The following is a 19,388-nucleotide window of genomic DNA, read 5'->3' on the forward strand; positions in this document are numbered from 1 at the left end:
AAATCTTAAGTCTCACCCAAGATTCTCCAAGCTTTCCTCCAAAGTCTTAATTTTAGCTTCAGCATCTGCTTGTTTCTTTTTTTCCATTTCCACTACATTATCTGGAGCATTACTCACGAAACGCTCATTTTCCAGTTTCTTTTTCACGCTTTTCAAAAAGCCTTTAGTGTAATCCAGCTCTTTCTGGATTTCCTCTTTCTCTTTTTCTAAATCAATAGTTCCTTCCATTGGAATGAAGCACTCATCCGCACCTATGAAAAAGCTAACCGCTTGGTCGATTTTTTCATTGGTGAATGCCAATTCATCTATATTTGCCAATTTATCAATCACAGAAATATATTCCTGATAGATCATTTCGTCATTGGTTCTAATATAGAGCTTGAGTGATTCTTTAGGCGAAATGCCTTTAGAGGCTCTGATATTTCTGATTTGTGAAACCAGTTCAAAAGCTATTTTAGCATCATGTAAAATGGCTTTGTCATAGTCTTTCTCAATCGGCCAATGATTAACGATTACGCAGTCTTTATCATCTCTGTCCGTAATTTGATGCCAAATTTCTTCCGTTAAGAATGGCATAAATGGATGCAGAATGGTAAGGATATCTTCAAAGAAAGTAATAGTCGCTTCGTAAGTTTCCTTATCAATAGCTTCTCCATAAGGAGGTTTCACTAACTCTAAATAATAAGCACAGAAATCATCCCAAATCAGCTTGTATGTAGCCATTAAAGCATCAGAAATCCTAAATTTGCTGAAATGGTCGTTGATTTCCCTTAAAGCATCTTGAAAACGCGCTTCAAACCAATCCCGGGCTTTCATGGCTTCAATAGGAGTATCCTTTTCTTTCACTTCAAGACCTTCTACCAATCGGTATGCATTCCAGATTTTATTACCGAAATTCCAGCCTTGCTCGCAAAGCTTTTCTTCGAATAATAAATCATTTCCTGCAGCAGCAGAAAGTAATAAACCAACACGAACGCCATCAGCGCCATGCTTATCAATCAAGCCTAAGGCATCAGGTGAGTTGCCCAATTGCTTGGACATTTTTCTTCCCTTATCATCACGAACTATACCTGTCAGGTATACATTTTTAAATGGAAGTTCTCCTTTAAATTCATAACCTGCAATAATCATTCTGGCCACCCAGAAGAATAGAATATCAGGCCCTGTAACCAAATCATTGGTAGGATAGTAGTAGTTGAAATCTTCATTATCAGGGTCTTTGAAGCCATCAAATACAGAAATTGGCCACAACCATGAGCTAAACCAAGTATCCAAAACATCTTCATCTTGCTTTAAATCTTCAGCCTTCAAATCTTTATTACCAGATTTTTCCTTTGCTAATTTTAATGCTTCTTCAGCATTTTGAGCTACTACAAATTCTCCATTTGGAAGGAAATAAGCTGGAATTCTTTGTCCCCACCACAATTGTCGGGAAATACACCAATCTCTTACGTTTTCCATCCAGTGCTTATAGGTGTTTTTGAATTTTGGTGGAATCAACTTAATGTTGTCGTTCATCACGTTTTCATAAGCAGGCTTCACCAATTCCTCCATTTTTACAAACCACTGGGTTGATAGCTTAGGCTCAATTACTGCATCAGTTCTTTCGGAATGCCCAACCTTGTTAGTGTAATCTTCTTCTTTTTCAAGTTGGTCTTTTTCTTTTAGAAGCTTGGCAATTTTCTTTCTTGCTACAAATCGATCCTCACCAACTAAAATTTGAGCTTTCTCATTAAGTTTACCATTATCAGCAATAATATCAATTACTTCCAGATTATGACGTAAACCTATTTCATGGTCATTAATGTCATGAGCAGGAGTCACTTTCAAGCAACCAGTACCAAATTCCATATCCACATAATCATCCTCAATAATCGGAATGGCTTTATCAATTAATGGAATTATTGCTTTTTTTCCTTTCAGATGATGGAAACGCTCATCATTAGGGTTGATACAGATAGCTGCATCCGCCATAATCGTTTCTGGTCGTGTAGTGGCAATTACTAAATGTTCATCACTTCCTTCAATTTTATATCTGATGTGATACATTTTACCTTGAACCTCTTTGAAATTTACTTCATCATCAGCTAAGGCAGTTTTTCCTTCTGGATCCCAGTTCACCATACGGGTTCCTCTGTAGATATATCCTTTTTTATGTAGATCCACAAAAACCTCTATTACTGCTGCAGACATATCTTCTTCCATGGTGAAGCGCTCTCTATCCCAGTCACATGAAGCACCTAGTTTTTTCAACTGCTGCAAAATGATGCCTCCGTATTTTTCCTTCCACTCCCAAGCATGCTTCATGAACTCATCACGGCTCAAGTCATTTTTGTTGATACCTTTTTCCTTCAACATATTCACCACTTTGGTTTCAGTAGCAATTGAGGCATGATCCATTCCAGGAACCCAGCAAGCTTCCTTGCCTTGCATTCTGGCTCTGCGAATCAATACATCCTGTATGGTATTATTCATCATATGTCCCATGTGCAATACCCCAGTCACATTAGGAGGTGGGATTACGATAGTATAAGGCTCTTTTTTTGGATCAGGCTTGGAAGCGAAAAACTTTTGCTCCATCCAATGTTTGTACCATTTATCTTCAATATCCGAAGGATTGTATTTTGTTGCCAGTGACATATATATGATTATAATTTATTCAAAAATGATATTTGCTCGCAAAATTAAGTAATTCAAGGCTTTTTATTGTAGCAATAAGAAATAAAAAAGCTGAATATAACCGCAAAGGAACAAAAGAAAACAAAAGTGTTTCAGCTAAAGCTGAATTTGAACTAACCACAAAGACACGAAGGCTTCACAAAGAAATTATATATTATTTAATGGTAAATTTCAAAAAGAAGAATGCTCTTTTCTTTGAAATCAAATTAGAATTAAGCTTTTAAAATTAAAAGCTTAATTAATTTAATAATCTTTGTGCCTTTGTGTCTTTGTGGTTAATCCACAGCCTTAGGCTGCTATTTCGTAGGCAGGAGCTCAGTTCTAACCTCACCGAAACCAATTCTTACACCGTCTTTTTCTCCATGACCCCTCATAATTACCGTATCATGATCATTGATGAATTTTCTTTCTGTTCCATCCGGCATTTGAATGGGTTTTGTGCCTTTCCAGCTAAGTTCCAACATAGAGCCATAAGCAGACGGGTCATTTCCACTGATTGTTCCAGAGGCGTAAACATCTCCTGTGTTGATATTACAACCATTGACTGTGTGATGTGCTAATTGTTGCACCACATTCCAATACATATGCTTGAAATTGGAATTGGTCACTACTTTTTCTTCTGAATCTTTAGGCTGAATTCCCACCTGCAAATCGATATCGAAATGGTAATTGCCTGCAAATTTCAGATAAGGTAATACTTCCGGATCTTGTTTAGGTCCAGAAACTTTGAATGGTTCCAAAGCTTCCATGGTTACTATCCAAGGAGACATTGAAGAACCAAAATTTTTTGCTAAGAATGGACCTAAAGGAACATATTCCCATTTTTGAATATCCCTTGCAGACCAATCATTGAAAAGCGTAAATCCGAAGATATAATTTTCTGCCTCTTTAGTAGGAATAGCATCACCTAGAGTATTTCCACCGCAAGTAATGAATGCCATTTCCAGTTCAAAATCCACCAATTTGGCTGGGCCAAAATCAGGATTTTTTGCATCTGGAGCAATGGTTTGCCCTTTTGGGCGGTGTAATGGTGTACCTGAAATCACGATAGAAGAAGCCCGTCCGTGATAACCTACAGGAATGTGTTTCCAATTTGGAAGTAGGGCATTGTCTGGGTCACGGAACATCGTGCCGACATTAGTTGCATGTGATTCAGAAGAATAGAAATCAGTATAATCACCTATTTTTATCGGTAAGTGCATGGTAGCTTCTTTCATGGGAATTAAAGCTTTTTCCTTTAACTGGTCATTGCCTTGTAATTCCTGATTATCAGATTGAAGAAGTTCAGAGATTCGTTCTCTAACTGGAACAGTTACTTCCTTTCCCAAATCCATGAAATCATTCAATACTGGATGGTCAAAAATTCTTTCAGGTAGTTCAAGCTCCTTGAATAATTTACCAGACTGAATTTCAGTTAAGTCCAGAATATAGTCTCCTATAGCTACTCCCGCTCTTGGTGATTTCTTAGCGGTGGAAAATATACCATAAGGAAGGTTTTGGATTGGAAAATCAGAATCTTTTGCTACTTCCACCCAGCTTTTTAATGAAGGGTTATTTGCTTTATATGTCATGTTGAATGGTAGTTTTAAGTCTAAAAAGTTTAATAAATGCTAATATCTGAAAATTTGTTCAAAGGGGAAAAGTTTGTGTTGGATGATGGGTGAAGGATATAGGGTGATTAGGTCAGAAAAGCAGTTTGAAATATATTGAAAGATTTTATTGCAGACGATTTAAAAGTTTAATGTTTTTTTATAATACAATTGGAGCAAAAAAAGCCCGATTTTCATCAGGCTTTTTCATCAGTTTTTACAAATTCTCTAACCACCAATCGGTCATCATATTGAAAAGATGAGGTCTTGCACCATCTTCGCCTATGCCATGGGTTCTGTCTGGATAATAGAATAAATCAAATTGTTTCCCTGCTTCTAATAAGGCGTCTTGATAAACGATGGTGTGCTGAACGTGCACATTGTCATCTCCTGTTCCATGAATGATTAAATACGGGTCTTCCAGTTTGTCAATTTTGCTTAATGGAGAATTGTCATCATATCCATCAGGGTTGTTTTGAGGAGTATCCATGTAACGCTCAGTATAAATAGTGTCATAATATCTCCAATTGGAAACCATAGCCACTGAAACAGCTGCATTGAAAACATCTGCACCATCCAAAATGGTATTTCCTGCCATGTATCCACCGTAAGACCATCCCCAAATTCCAATTCTTTCGGCATCTACATAATCCAGGTTACCTAGATATTTGCCAGTTTCAATCATATCAAGCGTTTCGTATTTCCCTAATTGTCGATAAGTCATTTTCTTGAAAGCTTCTCCTCTTCCGCCCGTTCCTCTTGGGTCAACTACTGCTATTATATAGCCTTTTTGCGTCATCATTTGATGCCAGTCAAATTGACTTCCGCCCCATGCATTTTGTACTTGCTGACTGCCTGGGCCACTGTACTGATAAACAATTACAGGATATTTTTTTGATTCATCAAAGTCGGCAGGCTTTAAGAAATAACCGTTTAGAGTTACATCTTCCGAAGTTTCAAAGTGAAAATATTCTTTTTCTACAAAACCAAATTCTTCAGTAATGGATTTATAAGTGGAATTATCCTTTAGAGTAGCTAACTTTTCACCGCCCTTGGTTTGATGCAAAGTCACTCGGTTTGGAGTAGTCGAGTTGCTATAATATTTTAAATAGTATTGAAAATCATTACTCATATTAATTCGCGTGGTTCCCACTTCTTCTCCAATTAATTTCTTTCTTTTTCCATTTAATCCAACTGAATAAAAAGTACGGTCTAATGGAGAAACTTCCGTACTGATATAATAAATTTTGCTTTCTTTTTGGTCTATGCCGACTATATTTACTACTTCCCAATCTCCTTTAGTGATTGGTCTTACTAGTTTACCGTCCAAAGTGTAGAGATAAAGGTGCTTAAAACCATCTTTTTCACTTGATTGAATGAAGTATTTACCATCATCGGTATAAGTCAAGTCATCACAATAATTCAAAGCCACATAAGTGTCAGATTCTTCTTTTAGAACTACTTTACTTTCACCTGTAGTAGCATTTGCATGTAAAATCTCTAGAATGTTCTGCCTTCTGTTCATTCTGATTATGCTCAGTAGATTGGAATCTTTAGTCCATTGTACTCTTGGAATGTATTGGTCTTTTTCTTCACCAATATCCATTTTGACAGTTTTTTCAGAAGCCAAATCATAAACTGAAATCCATACATAAGAATTTGCCTCACCTGCTTTTGGATATTTGTATACATAATTCTCAGGATACAATTCTCCATCATTCCATTTCTGTAAAGTATATTCTTTTACATGGCTTTCGTCCATCGTATAAAATGCCAATTTTTTGCTGTCCGGTGACCAATAAAAAGTTTTGGTAACGTAAAATTCTTCTTCATAAACCCAATCAGAACCACCATTGATAATTTCATTGATTTTACCATCAGAGGTTATTTGGGTGGTATTTCCAGATGCTAAATCGAAGATGTAAATATTGTTTTCAAATACATAAGCCACTTTTTTTGCATCTGGTGAAAAAGTGGCAAACATCTGAGGATTTTCTGATAAAGGCTTTAAGCTTTTATCTTCCAAATTATAGACATAATACTGGGCGGTAAAAGATCGTCTGTAGATATAATTAACATCCGTTGCTAATAGTAATTTTTGTTCATCTTTGCTGAAAGAATAGCTTCTGATGTTCAATTCAGGTTCTAGTTCGCTTCCATCCACTAAAGTTTCCACGACTTCTCCATTTTCCACATCAATTTTCTGGACTTTATTGTCATCCAAAGCAGAGTAATATTTTCCGTCATTCATCCAATTAACATTGTAAACGGACTCTTGTCGGAAAGTACCTTTTTCATAAATGTCAGAAACAGTAATTTCCTTTTGGGCAAAAACTAAGCTGCTGCTTAAAAAGCAAAGTATAAATAATAGGTTTTTCATATTCATTAATAAAATTATTTCAAAAACTAAAATAGGAAGGATTTCTTAAAGTGAAAGGCTGAAATGAATTTAAAGGGTAGAGGAGGGGTTGAGTGGTAGTTCAAATGAGTAGGTTTTGATGTCACTATGTTCTTAAGTCATGTAGTCTCTCGTTCTGTGCATCATTCCTGCGGAGGCAGGAATCTGTTCATTTTAATCTAAAATTAAAATATGTAAGACTATTAGCATGCTACTTCTATTAAATTATATTCATTAACGAGATTCCCACCTTCGCAGGAATGAACGGAAGGAGCGAATTATCTGCGAAACTTTCGTCCCCATATCAAATTTTTATCTCTTTCTAGCCAAAGAAATAGCCAAATCATTAGATTTGTGATTTAAGCCCTACTAGCAAAATGGATAAGAATAAAGCCCAGGAAAAAATTCAGCAGTTAACCGAAAAGCTGCATTATTTTAATTATAAATACTATCAGGAAAGCGTATCTGAAATTTCTGATTATGAGTTTGATATGATGCTTAAGGAGCTTATTGACTTGGAAAATAAGTTCCCTGATTTGAAAACTTCTGATTCTCCAAGTCAGCGAGTGGGCGGAGATATTACCAAAAATTTTGAAACGGTTGAGCATAAAATCCCTATGCTGTCTTTAGGAAATGCTTATTCTAAAGAAGAATTAGATGATTTTGATGGTAGAGTAAAAAGAGGTTTGGGTGATGAAGAATATGAATATTTTTGTGAACTAAAATTTGATGGGGTAGCCATTAGTTTACATTATGAAAATGGGAAATTAATTAGGGGAGTTACCCGTGGTGATGGAAGCAAAGGAGATGATATTACTAACAATGCTAAGACTATTAGAACTATTCCTTTAAAAGTTAGGGGCGAGCAATTCCCACAATATTTTGAAGCTAGGGGAGAGGTGTTTTTGCCGAGAGAAGCCTTTAATGAAATCAATAGAGAGCGAGAAGAAAATGGAGAAGCTCTTTTAGCGAATCCTCGAAATGCAGCTTCGGGCACGTTGAAAATTCAGGATTCTGGTATAGTTGCCAAAAGAAAATTGGATTGCTATTTATATTCTTATGCAGGCGAAGATTTGCCAATAGATTCTCACGGAGAGGGTATCAAACAACTGGAGAAATTCGGTTTCAATGTTTCTCAAACATATAAAAAGTGTGAAAATATTAACGAGGTTTTTGATTTCATCAATGAATGGGAAGAAAAAAGACATTCTTTGCCAGTTGATACGGATGGTATTGTAATTAAAGTCAACAGCCTCGCACAACAAGAGCAATTGGGTTTCACAGCTAAAAGCCCTCGATGGGCAATTGCTTATAAATACAAAGCAGAAAGTGCTACCACTATTTTAAAAGAAATAAGCTATCAAGTAGGAAGAACTGGAGCAGTGACTCCAGTAGCTAATTTAAAACCTGTTTCTTTGGCAGGGACAACTGTTAAACGTGCCTCTTTGCACAACGCCAATGAAATTGCTCGATTGGATTTAAGAGTGGGAGACACCGTTCATGTTGAAAAGGGAGGCGAAATCATTCCGAAAATCACAGGAGTAGATTTGACCAAAAGAGATTTGGGAAGTACGGAGGTTCAATATCTCAAAAACTGTCCAGAATGTGGAACAGAATTAGTGAGAGCAGAAGGAGAAGCTGTACATTATTGTCCTAATAAGAAAGGCTGTCCACCACAAATCAAAGGTTCAATAGAACATTATATTCAGCGTAAAGCGGCAGACATTGATTCTATGGGAGAAAGAACCATTAATCTTCTATATGAAAAAGGCTTGGTTAATAATGTAGCTGATTTATATGATTTAAAATATGAGGATGTTTTTGAACTGGAAGGTTTTAAAGAGTTAAGCACCACAAATCTTCTAAAAGGAATTGAAGAATCTAAGCAAATTCCATTTGAAAATATCTTGTTTGGATTAGGAATCCGTTTTGTGGGGAAAACAGTAGCGGAGAAATTAGCAGCTCATTTTAAAAATATTGACAATTTGTCTAGGGCTTCTTTTGAAGAATTGATAGAAGTTCCTGAAATTGGCGAACGAATTGCCCAAAGCGTTGTGGAATATTTTCAGGATGAAGATAATATCGAATTGATTGAGCGTTTGAAATCTGCTGGTCTTCAATTTGAAATTAAGGAAATCATCATAGAGCAAAAAGGCAATGCCTTGGAAGGTAAGTCTTTAGTGGTTTCTGGTGTATTTGAACATTATGGCAGAGACGAAATCAAAGAGGTAATTAAGCAATATGGTGGTAAGGTAGTTTCGGCTATTTCAGGAAAAGTAGATATATTAGTGGCCGGAGAAAACATGGGGCCAGCCAAAAGGGAAAAAGCTGAGAAATTAGAAGTAAAAATTATTGATGAAGCCGAATTTCGTAGCTTGATAAAAGAAAACTAAAGCAGTGATTAAACACAAAATCTTATCATATAAAATAAGGAGAGGTCTGAAGAAAGGTAAATTTGAGCATCAAGCTCATCCTTACCATAAGCTTAAGAAGGTGGGGATTATTTTTTCTTTCGATGACTTGAAAAAGCATGAAGCGATTAAAAAATTCATCAAAACCCTAAAAGCTGATGGGATAGAAGTGATACCGTTGGCTTATAGACCAAAAGACACTCAAAATTTCGAATTCTATTTCGATTTTTTTGAAGATAAAGATGTTGGTTTTTTTGGAAAGATTAACAATCCTTATTTTCAAAGCTTTATGAACCAAAAGCTAGAATACTTATTTTGTTTGGATGATACCCCAAACTTGTATTTGCAGTATTTGTTAGTGCATTCAAAGGCAGATGCTAGAATTGGATGTTATCAATCAACTGAAGAACAATCGTCATTTTTTGAATTGATGATAAAGCCAAAAGAAAATGGAAATACAAAAATTTTAACAGAAGAGATTATTCATTATGTCAGAAAAATTTCAGGAAATAACTAAGAAGTTTACGGGAGTAGGTCCCGCATTGATTACTCCATTTAAAGCGGATTTATCGGTAGACAGAGAAGCTTTAGAAAAGCTTTTAATTCATACCGCCAAAGGAGCGGACTACTTTGTAGTGCAAGGAACCACAGGAGAATCAGCTACTACAACTTTAAAAGAAAAACAAGAGATTTTAGCTCTTGTAAAAACGCATAATCCTAAAAATTTACCAATAGTCTTCGGGGCTGGAGGAAATAATACCCAAGCCGTAATTGATTTTATAGGTGAGATGGATTTGTCAGGAGTGGATGCTATACTTTCTGCATCGCCTCATTACAATAAACCTTCTCAAGAAGGGATTTATCAGCATTTTATTAAAATTGCAGATGCATCTCCTGTTCCTGTAATATTATATAATGTGCCCGGTAGAACTGCTTCTAACATGAAAGCTGAAACTACATTGCGCTTGGCACAGCATGAAAATATTATTGGAATAAAAGAAGCATCAGGTGATTTAGGTCAGTGCATGGAAATCATGGCTAATAAACCGGAAGAGTTTTTATTGATTTCGGGTGATGATTTGTTGACCAATTCCATGATTACTTTAGGAGCTGTAGGCGTGATTTCCGTTTTGGCAAATCCATTTCCAGAGGTTTTTGCTAATATGGTTCATAATGCTTTAAAAGGAGATTTTGCTAAATCAAATGAAAGTCTTTTCAAATTATTGTCAATCAATTCCTTGATGTATGAAGAAAGCAATCCAGTAGGAGCTAAAGAAGCATTGCGCCAACAAGGTGTTTGCGAAAATTATGTAAGAATGCCTTTATTACCAGCAACTGAAGGCCTATCCAAAAGAATAGCGGAAAAGATAAAGGAATTTGGTTTGGCTTGAAGCAATTTAATTTTCATCAGCAGAAATTTATTATCTATTTCCAAATCCTCAATTATTGTATTTTATGGTAATGATGCCTTTTTGTTTGCCTATTTAGGGAAACAAAAAGGTTTTAACTGTAATGATATTATTCTGAGCTTATTTCGTTAGAGGTTCATTCATTCCTTAATTTCCTCCACCACTTCCTTATTTTCTTTATAATAAGCTTTAGCCTCTTCTTTGCTTTTATTTATTCCTATACTACTGACCGCCCCACTCAATAATGCCTTTGCCCAAAAATTGAAAATTGATCTACTTTTTATTCGCTCATAAAAAATATTACCTTCTTGTAATTGAAACCATCTTGGATTTTGACTGCTCACTACAAAACTATTAGCAAAAATTGTTTTTATGTTATTACCAAAACCCTTTGATTGATAGGTATCCCTATCTAAAATATCAATTTTAAGATTATTATATCGAAATTCCATAAGACCTTCAGCAAATTCATTATTTCCCTTAAAATTAATATTTACTTGTTCATTATAGCCAGAACGAACCTCAATTGCCCCTAATGGTATCAGCATATCATTCAATGCGGTTAAATCTAATTCTCCAACATTTCCAACGAAATGGAATTCACTATTTTCAGATGGCATAGGAAAAGTCACTTTGGTATGGAAATTCGCTTTTTTATTTAATTTACCTTCAGCGGACAGCACCATCGCCTTATTATTTTTAAAATGATGTGTTCGTAAATTTAATAATTGCCCCTCTTCAATATTGATCGTCATCGTTCCGATTCCTGAAGATTCCTTTGGCATGATATGTATATGGATATCTGAATTAATTAGAACAGTATCAATACTAAAGGCAAATTCTAATTCAGATAATAATTTTTGCGGCATGGGAACATTTCGATCTTCATTAAGAGGTACATTTAAATCACGAAATACTGTTAAATCTCCTTTATTCAATTCTAATTTATTCAGAATAAATTTTTGATTGATTAAAAGACTATCAATATTAAGGTTGGTGAGTTTTATTGAAGATAAATCAAGTTTAAACCAATCATTTTGAAATTCAATCTGTTTGCTATACTCGAAGCGGTCATACTTAGAGAGCATTTTTATATTAAAGGCACTAAAGTTTGACTCTGGATATCTAAAGCTATAATTTTTTGCAGTGACGGTGTAATGCTGACCAAAATTTTCTCGGTAATTTTTGCCACTAAATACGAACGAATTAACGTGATGATGAATTTCTGTTACATTTATGGCAGAGTCAAGAGCAAGAGTATTAATAAGTAGATCAGCTTTTCTTACATAATAGTTTCGTTCGTTTTCTTCGTGATAAACTTTAATATTTATGTCATTGGAAAGTAATTTATTAATATTCAAAGATTTAAATGGCAATAGAATTTTTTCGGGTAAAATTTCTTTTTCCTGCTTCTTTATATTCAGATTTAACGTGGTTTTGGCGCTACTCAATTCCTGAATATTTAATTTATTCTTAAGGAAAAAATCTGTGACATTGGCATCTTTTAATTCTATATTGTTGATGGTGAGTTGAGTTTCTTTATCTGATCCATGGAAACTAAATTCATCAATTGTGCCAAGCCTACTAATGCTATTAAAACTTAAATCCTGAATTGAAATGGAATCATTTTCTGTGGTGTAGAAATGGAAGCTTTCATTGCTGAATATAAAATCATCAGCAAAGAATAAAGTTTGTTTATTTTGTTGTGGGAAATTAAAATTGCGCAATATCAATTTTGAGTTTGCACTATTTAACTGATTTTGTTTATTCTTAAGGTTAAGTAAATTGATATTTGAACTAGTTAATTCGATTTCACTGTTTAAAATTGCAAAACTGTATTTATTTTCTTCCTGACTTTGGATATTAAAATATCTTTTAAGTTCCTTTATGCCAGTATAATTTAATTGAGAAATCCGACTAAACATACTATCTGCTTCAAATCGTTTATTTTGAATTAATGCATATTTATTGAAGTTTTTGAAGCTTATTTCAGGGATCTTTACAGAAAGGGATAGTGTATCATTTAACTGATTTGGTTTAATCTCAACGTTAAGAAGTGATAAACTGTCTCCATATTTAGGTAGATTTAGTTCTGAAAGGCTAAGCTGATGATTAAGTTTTTCATCCTTAAATATTATTTCTTCGGCAAAAACTTGAAATAATTTTAATTCACTTTGATAATTTAAATCGATATCAAAATCTGCAATACTTAAATTTCTAAACTCATCGAATTGATAATTTAACCGTCCTTTGTTGAGCAAAATATTAATTGGTTTTTCAGGAAGTTCCCACTCATTATTTTGATTTGTTTGTGACTTTAAATCTTTATAACTCAATTTAATTTGTGGGTTAAATAGCGTTATACTGTCTAACTCAAGCTTTTTCTTATTGAGAATACTATCAAGTTGCACTCCTTTAAAGTTTAAATAATTAATGTTCACTATGTCATTTAAATTCTTATCAGTAAAATTGAATTTGGTGAGCTCTAAAGAATGAAGGTTATTTTCAGTTTGAAAAGTTCCAACTTTGAATTTTCCAATAGGCAATGTATAAATTAATTCCTGACCATTGACAAGCGTACTGTCTGCAATTTCATGCCATGAATAAAATCCAGAATCAATTTTAAGTTGATGTGATTGAATATTTAGTGCTTTCCCTTTGAAGATTTCTCCTACATTAAGATCTGAATTTAGCACAGAGAATTTATCCAATTTTATTTCATTAAAATATTTACCTAAAATTCCAAATAAGCCTTGAGGAGTGATGATAATAGAATTCTCTTCTTCAGAATTTTTCAGGTAGGGGGGCGTAATGATAATGCTGGAATTTCTCAAAGCGAGGTTTTTCAAAATAATTCTGTCATTATCATAAATATCTCTATGAGCAATTCCTTCCATTTCCAGTAGAGGTAAATTAAGGTTGAATTGGGTTAAGGTGCTATCATCTAAGCTCCTGGAAGGTTTGATTTCCAGATTCTGAACCATTAATGTAGAATCCAAAGTATTGAAATTAAGCTTTTTAAATTTAATGTTATGTAAATTATCGGGCAGTAAATAATCATAGTCATTGATTTCAACCGTAGCATTTTCAAAATAGTGAATTACATTTTGAATATCTCGTTGAGTGGAGTCTAGTTCTATATTATACAAATCGATAGTAATATTATCCGACAAAAATCTTTGCTGGTTATCACCTTTTAATGTCAGGTTTAAACCAGCTTCTTCGATTTTTAAATCATTAATTTTGATTAAGTCAAAGAGGGCGAGAAGTGAGGCTCCTATGCTGTTTTCTGCGGATTCAGTATTTTGCTTTTTTGATTTTAAAACAGATTGAATTTTAATTTTGGGTTTTGGAATGTTGACTTGCTTAACTACCAGAAAGTTATCTTCATATGCTTTTAAATAATTGATGCCTTTCAATTCTAAAGTGGGAATATCAATGTCATATACATTTTGATTATCCTCTTGAAATACTTTTTTGGGGTCAATATCTTTTCTAGGTGTAATTTTAAAGTTATTGAAGTTGAGTATTGAATCCTTAGTTGAAAGCTCAAATCCTTCGAAACTAAGTTCGTGAATACTATCGGGTAATAATATGGACTGTTCACTAACTCCGAGATTGATGGCTTCTGAATAAAAGATTTTCTTTTTGTTTTTATCTTGAGATACCTCAAAATTTTTAACGTTAAAATCTATCGCTTTCAACCGGAAATTACTTGGATAATGATTAACTGTCCCACTTTTAACCTTTAAATAATTTATTTGAAGTAACTCCAGATATTGCGAAATGACATCATATAGTTCTCCTGTTTCTCGTCCAAATTTTAACGGTTTTTTGTCAGGATTAATTTTGGTCATGAATAGAAGCGGGTCGATAACTTCTATGCCATCAACTACTAGCTCTTTATGCGTATATATTCTGATAACAGATTCTAATGAAATGTTAACTTCACCGACTTTAGCTTCATAAATATTTTTAGCGTTTATGGTATCTTCTCGATTTTTAGGTGTCGCTGATAATTCAATGCTTTGTATGTTTATTGACTTTTGGAGAATATTCAAATCAACCGATTCAAAGTCCAATTCATATAGTCCTTTGCTCTCTTGACTTATTAATTTCTGTAAATATTCACCAGAAATTCTATTACCCATTTTTCTCATTTGGTTATTAACTATATAACCAACTGATATTATGAGAATAAGCAAGCCGATAGTTCGGTATAATTTTTTTCTATTGAGGTTCATTGTTAAGCGCTAAAAGTCAAGTTACGCTAATGATTTTTCTTTTTTTGACTAATAAATATAAATATAGTTTCAATATTACGTATTGACTAATGAATTTGAAAATTCACCTGCTATTGTATTAACCATACAATAATTATGGTTGGTCGAAAAGCTCAGGATTTTAAGATTTTCAACTTGTCCTTAACTATTGTATTATTAAATTAGATGTTCAGACATTCAATCAAAATTATTAATGACGCAAGATAAGGATGAACCCGAAGATTACGAAAACATAAAGTTAGGAGTTGAAAAAATATATGGACACCCAATTAAGTACGCAAAACAATGTAAAGAATTATCCCAAAAGATTGAAGAAAGTACGGGAAGATTAGTTTCAACTGCAACCTTAAGAAGGTTTTTTCAATTGATGAAATCAAGTAGTAATCCATCACGTTACACCTTGGAAACCATTGTGTTATATATTACAAGTGAAAAAAGTAGAAATGAAATTGATCACTCAAGCTTTGATAATTATTTGCAAACAAAACAATATTGCGAATTAATAATATCAAAGTCAAAAACTGTTCATCAGTTGGTAGATGAATTGTTAAACCAGAATTACACTAGAGTTTCTTTAAATCCTAAATTAGGGTATTTATTAGAACTAGCCATTAAGAATGAAAATACAGATTTGGTTTTATCATTTTACCAAAATCAAAAAGCACTAACCGCACAAACAGATTTTTATAAAATATTTGGTGCATTTTTAAATGCTTACCCTGAAAACAGCCTAATTCTTTTATCTAAACTTGCTAAAAATGAAGTGGTAAGACTTAATTTTTATGAAAATTTTGTTAATACTGGAAATTTCAAAGTATATCAGCACTGGCTCAGATTTTATAAATTACATGAGGAGAATCCTCAGAAGAAATTATGGGCAGACGCGATTTTATTGTGGGGAGATCTTTTATCCAAAAAAGAAATTGATTGGGAACCTTTCATAGAGGGCTTCAAAGAATGGTTTCAAGGTGTAAATGAGGCACATCCTATGCTTAAAGCAAGAGTGTATGGAGTGGCACTTTTTTGTTCTGACTTAAAAGTAGAAGCTGAAAATCATTTACATAATATCTTAGATAATGAAAGCAATCATTTTAAGGTTGAACCTGCATTCACTCCTTTTGCTTCTTTGCTTATTACACAATATTTGCTACTAGCAAATCAAAAAGAATTACTACTCAAGGTCCTAAAAAATATTAATCAGCCAACATATAGCACTGAATATATCGTAAAATCTATCCCTTTCTTTGAAAAGCTTATTCATGCTTTTTTAAATGATAAAAACACATTTGAGTTTGATGAAGTTTTAATGGTGCAGTCTGGCTTTACTAATGAAGACTACCTTTTGAAGGCTTTTGCTTTGCGGTTTTTGAAGGAAAGAGATGAAGAATCAATATCTGATTATGTAGAAAGTATTATTTCAAATAATGATTTTATTCTGCTAAGTGATATTAGTAGAAGAATTTTGAAGAAAGAAGAAATGCGTTTCAATTTTGGATAATATTGGCCAAAGCTTTACAATTCTAGATTATTCAGTAATTGCGATTGTCGTGTTAGTTTTTCTCTTGATTTCCTGTTGGGCGGGAATGAAGGATAACAGTAATATCTTCTCTCAATCTGAAAAACTTTCTTGGTGGTTAGCTTCAGCTTCTGTTCTTATGATTTTCTGGAACCCAAGCTTTGATATGATGAATACCGCCTTGGTTCTTGAATCAGGTTATTCAGGCCTTTGGCTAACAAAAGATGTATTGCTCACCATGGGAATTGGTACTATTCTTTTTGCTCCCATGTGGGGAAGACTTAATATTACCACTGATAATCAATTAATTTCATTGCGCTATTCTGGAATTGGAGCTAAAATCCTTCAGAATTTCAGAGCTATTTATGTCGGTTTTTTTGTAGTGGCATTTTTGGGAAGTATCTATATTCTGGCTATCAAAAAGATTCTGGAGGCTATATTCCCCATTTCTGATAGCCAATTTTTCCTTTTTGCATTCATTGGAATAATCATACTGATAAGCAGAAATACCTTTCGGAAGAAAGTGAGGACTGATGCTTTTATTGCCATCCTATTTTTGCTTGTGTTAGCCCCAGCTATTTACTTTTTGCTGCATGGAATGGGTGGGTGGGAGAGCATGGAATCTTCTTTGAGCAGTTCTAAAGCTGATAAATTATCCTTGTTAGCTGTCGATTCGCATTCTGGCTTTAATTTCGATATTTTGATATTCTTATTTGTGCAGTGGTGGTCGGTCCGGATTTTAGATTATTCCAATGCCAGTGTACAGCGATACTTAGCCGTAAAAGATCCCTGGGCAGCATTTAAGTCCATTTTCATACCTGTTTTAGTGCTTTCTATTTTATTTGCGGCTTTCAGCTTCGTTTGGGACTCAGCTCTATTGAAGGCTGATGGTTCCACAGACGGAGAAGAGTTATTCGTACAATTGTGGTTGGCTTATGCCCCAACAGGTTTAAAAGGATTATTGTTAATATGTTTGATTTTTGGAGTAATGACAACCTTAGAATCAAGTCTAAATTGGGGAGCTTCTTTGGTTACTGTGGATGTTATAAAAGGACATTTGTTTCCCAAAATAAATGAAAAGAGTATTAAGATTATTTCTTATTCTGTAATGGCCTTAATTGGGATTTTATCATTAGTAATTGCAGCCAATTCCAATTACCTGATTAAACTCCAAAAGCTGCTGTTCTCTATGAGTGCTGGGGTTGGGTTGGTTTTCATTTTGCGCTGGTTTTGGTGGCGTATCAATGCCTGGTCGCAATTAAGTGCTATGTTGGCTTCTTTAATCTACACCTTGCTTTATGAATTAGCCTATGTTGAATTTGCAGCTTTTCAGAACTGGGCAGATCAAAGTGCAGAGCTCCTACAATTATCTTATTATCCATTTAAAATTATAATATTGACGATAACAGTAACCATCACTTGGCTAATCGTTACTTTTTTGACTCCTCCTGATGATGAGCAGCAGCTCAAAAATTTTGTAAAAAAGACGCAGACTTCAGGATTCTGGAATTTTAAAATCGACCATGCTTATTTTTGGAAGGAGAAGTTAATCTTAATTTTTATTATTTCGCTTGTATCAGTTTTACCCATGTTTATTATCACCCAGCTGAAATTTGGAAATACCTTCCTAGGATTTTCACTTTTAGGTATTTGGTTATTTTTATCCGTTCTCGTGTTCCGAGAAATGAAAAGATTTTTAAAGCGGATTTAGGATTGACAACTTTGACAAGCCAAAATCTAAATTAAGTTTTAGATTTTTATATTATCAATTTCTAATGGTAGTAAATGAAAAGCATCTGGTCTCTTATAATATTCTCCTGTATTTATTCTTCATGTGAAAGTAGTCAAAATGATGTATCTTCCTATCAGACTGAAAACCTAGAGATTGCCAATATATCCACAAAAATAGGTGCTGATAAAAGAAAAAATAAGCACACCTTTTCTACAGTGCCTGAGGGTAATGTAAATATTAAGATTAGCCATGAAGAAAATACTATGAATAGTAAGTTTAGCACTTATTATTTTTTGATAGAGTAGAAATAAGTAGAGTAATTTTCATAATTGGGAGACAGGTGTAGGAGCCTGTCTTTTTTGAAAGGGTATCTTTTCGAATTGAAGTTTGTATTTATCATCTTAAGCTAAATTTTTAGTGAGTTTTTTAACTTGACAACTTTGACAACCTATTCTCATTTTATTTTTACTTACTATTGCAACGCTTAGTTAAATACCTGTTTTTATTTAGTAAATCAGGAAGAAAAGTGGGTGTTGAGTGAAAGACTCTGCACCCTTTCTTTTTTATAGATTTCGCACATCCAGCATCACCTCAGGATACTGAGCTAAATTATCAAAGTAATGAAAATACTTTTCAGCTACTTCCTGCTCACCGCTTAGCTGGTTTTCTTCTTTCATATTTTTAAATTTATCCACTCCACTAAAGGATTTTTTATTTGTACTGCGGATTTGAGTTTGCATTTCAGTATCTACCACACCAGGAGCGATTGCTTTGATTACAAAACCACTACCATCCATCTCCGCTTCTTTGGCGGCTACTTTTGTGGCCATATCTAATGCAGCTTTTGAAGCGCAATAACCTGACCAGCCATCAACTGCATTTTTGCCGGCACCAGAGCTAATATTGATAATGACTTTCTCTCCACTGAAATCTTTAAAATCTTTTATAAATTGATTCATCAGTAGGACAGGAGCACTTACATTCAAATCAAATAGCATCGGAATACTTTCATTTTTAATGCTTCCTAAATGGGCAATATCACCCAAAGTCCCAGCATTATTGATGAGTACAATTTTTTCATAGGCTTTAGCTTCCGCAAAAAATTGAGGTAGTTCTTTCTGTAGATTAGATAGTTCAGCTAAATCCTGAGTTATAGCCTTATAATTTTGATGCTCTATAGAATGGCTTCTGCTAATTCCCCAAACATGAGCGCCTGTATCCAGCGCTTTTTCTGCTAATCCTTTTCCGATGCCCTTGCTTGCTCCTGTAATGATGAATAGTGAATTTTTCATGTTTTAAAGTTTTGAATGATTTCTATTTAATCGAATTAGAAATTGATAGGTTTTAAATATCTATCATAAAACAAAAGCC

General features: G+C 33.9%; 11 protein-coding genes. 6 read left to right on the plus strand and 5 right to left on the minus strand.

The features are described from left to right. Positions 1–12: 12 nt before the first annotated feature. The 3 genes from VFM92_RS03685 to VFM92_RS03695 all read right to left on the minus strand — a co-directional run bounded on the left by VFM92_RS03685 (position 13) and on the right by VFM92_RS03695 (position 6,648). Entirely contained in the window at positions 13–2,640 is a 2,628-nt protein-coding gene (locus VFM92_RS03685) for a valine--tRNA ligase (RefSeq protein WP_325120844.1), read from the minus strand. A 335-nt stretch (positions 2,641–2,975) separates the two neighbouring features. After that, positions 2,976–4,250 (minus strand): fumarylacetoacetase, encoded by a 1,275-nt coding sequence (gene fahA / locus VFM92_RS03690; protein ID WP_325120845.1) that lies wholly within the window; start codon positions 4,248–4,250, stop codon positions 2,976–2,978. A 235-nt stretch (positions 4,251–4,485) separates the two neighbouring features. Beyond that, a complete protein-coding gene (locus tag VFM92_RS03695; RefSeq protein WP_325120846.1) occupies positions 4,486–6,648 on the minus strand; it encodes a S9 family peptidase in 2,163 nt (720 codons plus the stop codon). A 395-nt stretch (positions 6,649–7,043) separates the two neighbouring features. Here VFM92_RS03695 and ligA point away from each other — a divergent pair, with 395 nt between their 5' ends. From ligA to dapA, 3 genes are read left to right on the plus strand one after another with little or no spacing between them, the layout of a single operon-like run. Beyond that, positions 7,044–9,059 (plus strand): NAD-dependent DNA ligase LigA, encoded by a 2,016-nt coding sequence (gene ligA / locus VFM92_RS03700; protein WP_325120847.1) that lies wholly within the window; start codon positions 7,044–7,046, stop codon positions 9,057–9,059. Between the two features lie 4 nt (positions 9,060–9,063). After that, a complete protein-coding gene (locus VFM92_RS03705; protein ID WP_325120848.1) occupies positions 9,064–9,594 on the plus strand; it encodes a DUF6913 domain-containing protein in 531 nt (176 codons plus the stop codon). Continuing rightward, positions 9,566–10,468 (plus strand): 4-hydroxy-tetrahydrodipicolinate synthase, encoded by a 903-nt coding sequence (gene dapA / locus VFM92_RS03710; protein WP_325120849.1) that lies wholly within the window; start codon positions 9,566–9,568, stop codon positions 10,466–10,468. Before VFM92_RS03705 ends, dapA begins: the two co-directional genes overlap by 29 nt. 158 nt (positions 10,469–10,626) lie before the next feature. Here the strand turns inward: dapA and VFM92_RS03715 are convergent, their stop codons facing one another. After that, positions 10,627–14,637, minus strand: coding sequence for a hypothetical protein (locus VFM92_RS03715; RefSeq protein WP_325120850.1), 4,011 nt, complete (start codon positions 14,635–14,637; stop codon positions 10,627–10,629). A 325-nt stretch (positions 14,638–14,962) separates the two neighbouring features. Here VFM92_RS03715 and VFM92_RS03720 point away from each other — a divergent pair, with 325 nt between their 5' ends. The 3 genes from VFM92_RS03720 to VFM92_RS03730 all read left to right on the plus strand — a co-directional run bounded on the left by VFM92_RS03720 (position 14,963) and on the right by VFM92_RS03730 (position 18,322). Then, positions 14,963–16,267: a hypothetical protein gene (locus VFM92_RS03720; RefSeq protein WP_325120851.1), complete on the plus strand. Its 1,305-nt coding sequence runs from the start codon at positions 14,963–14,965 to the stop codon at positions 16,265–16,267. Further along, a complete protein-coding gene (locus VFM92_RS03725; RefSeq protein WP_325120852.1) occupies positions 16,260–17,996 on the plus strand; it encodes a sodium:solute symporter family transporter in 1,737 nt (578 codons plus the stop codon). Before VFM92_RS03720 ends, VFM92_RS03725 begins: the two co-directional genes overlap by 8 nt. 74 nt (positions 17,997–18,070) lie before the next feature. Further along, positions 18,071–18,322: a hypothetical protein gene (locus tag VFM92_RS03730; RefSeq protein ID WP_325120853.1), complete on the plus strand. Its 252-nt coding sequence runs from the start codon at positions 18,071–18,073 to the stop codon at positions 18,320–18,322. 258 nt (positions 18,323–18,580) lie between these two features. On the opposite strand, the gene VFM92_RS03735 is transcribed toward VFM92_RS03730, so the two are convergent. Then, complete coding sequence (locus VFM92_RS03735; protein ID WP_325120854.1) at positions 18,581–19,309, minus strand: SDR family NAD(P)-dependent oxidoreductase; 729 nt, start codon at positions 19,307–19,309, stop codon at positions 18,581–18,583. Positions 19,310–19,388 lie beyond the last annotated feature (79 nt).

The sequence above is a fragment of the Marivirga sp. genome, from assembly GCF_035704835.1.
Lineage (GTDB): Bacteria > Bacteroidota > Bacteroidia > Cytophagales > Cyclobacteriaceae > Marivirga.